At 56.4% G+C, this 1,502-nt stretch carries 1 protein-coding gene; it reads right to left on the reverse strand.

Annotated elements, in window-relative coordinates:
• Positions 1–9: 9 nt before the first annotated feature.
• Complete coding sequence (locus CXQ91_RS24100; protein WP_146072432.1) at positions 10–1,479, reverse strand: APC family permease; 1,470 nt, start codon at positions 1,477–1,479, stop codon at positions 10–12.
• Positions 1,480–1,502 lie beyond the last annotated feature (23 nt).

Below are 1,502 nucleotides of genomic sequence, written 5' to 3' on the forward strand. Positions count from 1 at the left end.
TCGTTGAGTTCATTCTTCTGGAATGCCAGCCGAGTTCGACTTACGAAGGGACAGCAACGCACCTATCAGGGGCAGGCCGACCATGAGTGCGATGGCGAAAATGGACGCTCCACTTGAGCCTGTTACGACGTCGATATTCGCAAACGACAGGATCAGCACGAATCCGAGCCCTAGGATGGCCAGCACGGGCGCGATGATCCTGACAAATATGGACACCTTGATCGCCGGTCTGAAGTTGAAATAGAAGATGACAGCCAGGGACGTCAGTGCCATGAGAGCCAGGACGGCGAACCCAAGAACGCCCACAAGCGGAGCGAACACCCCTGTCACCGGGTCAAGGTTGAGGACTGCAGAGACGACCACCCCGACGAGAACGAGGCCCGAGAGGACCGCCGAGGCGTTCGATGGAACGCCGTGCCTGACATGGACCTTCCCGAAGTACGCGGGAAGCAATCCCGACTGCCCCATTGCCATTTTGTACCTGCTCACCACATTGTGAAATGAGAGCGCGCAGGCAAAAACACTACCCACGAGAAGCACGTTGACTATGTTCGAGTAAACGGGAGAAATGAACTCTGAGCCGAGCGCGAGGACTCCTGCGCTTGGGTCAGCCGAGAGGAACTCGACGAGGTTCTTCGAGCCGGCGCCGATAACGATGCTGAATGAAGTGAACAGATACAGAATTCCGACAGAGAATACGGCCAGGTACGTGGCGCGAGGCACAGTTTTCTCCGGGTTTTTGGCCTCATTGCGGAATACCGCGGTCGCTTCAAATCCGACGAAACAAAGCGCAGCCCACATGATGCCACTCCCAGGCGACCCGTGCGTCATCGCTTCAACCGGATTTACGGGCGCGGCCGTTACGCCTTCAGCGCCTCCCTTGGACAGGATAGCGATGTCCAGCACCAGCAGAGCTACGGCTTCCAGAACAAGCAGGACCCCAAGGACTTTTGAGCTCAGGTCGATGTCTCGGTATCCAAGGAGTGCAATGAGCCCCCAAAACATGAGCGACCAAAGCCACCAAGGGGAGTCCTGCCAGCCGGTGAATGTGCCGACGAGCTTTGTAACGAAAGGCCCCGCATAGACAGTCAAAGCCACTACGGTCAGAGCGTAGGCTCCCAACGCGAGCATCGCCGACGCGTTGCCGGGAACCCTTCCAAGCCCGCGCTCAATGTACGAGTAAAAGCCACCCACGTTCCGTACATGCTTGCTTAATTCGTTGTAACCGACGACAAACAAACAGAGGATCGCCATTGCGATCACGTAATAGAACGGTGCAGCAGAATTCTCTGAAAATACAATCGAGAGGGGCAACACACCAGTTGCCGCGGTGAGCGGCGCAGCAGCCGCCACCACCATGAAGACGATCGCCCCGGTTCCAAGCGTCCGTTTCATAGCACCGCTTGATCCCGAGGGGCTCTTTATGCTTGTCCCCTCGGGGTCATTGCGCGGGTTTGAATCTAATCTGATATCACTCACAGAAAAACTCTTTCTTCAGACAA

Source organism: Arthrobacter sp. Y81, assembly GCF_002929335.1.
Taxonomy (GTDB): Bacteria; Actinomycetota; Actinomycetes; order Actinomycetales; family Micrococcaceae; genus Arthrobacter.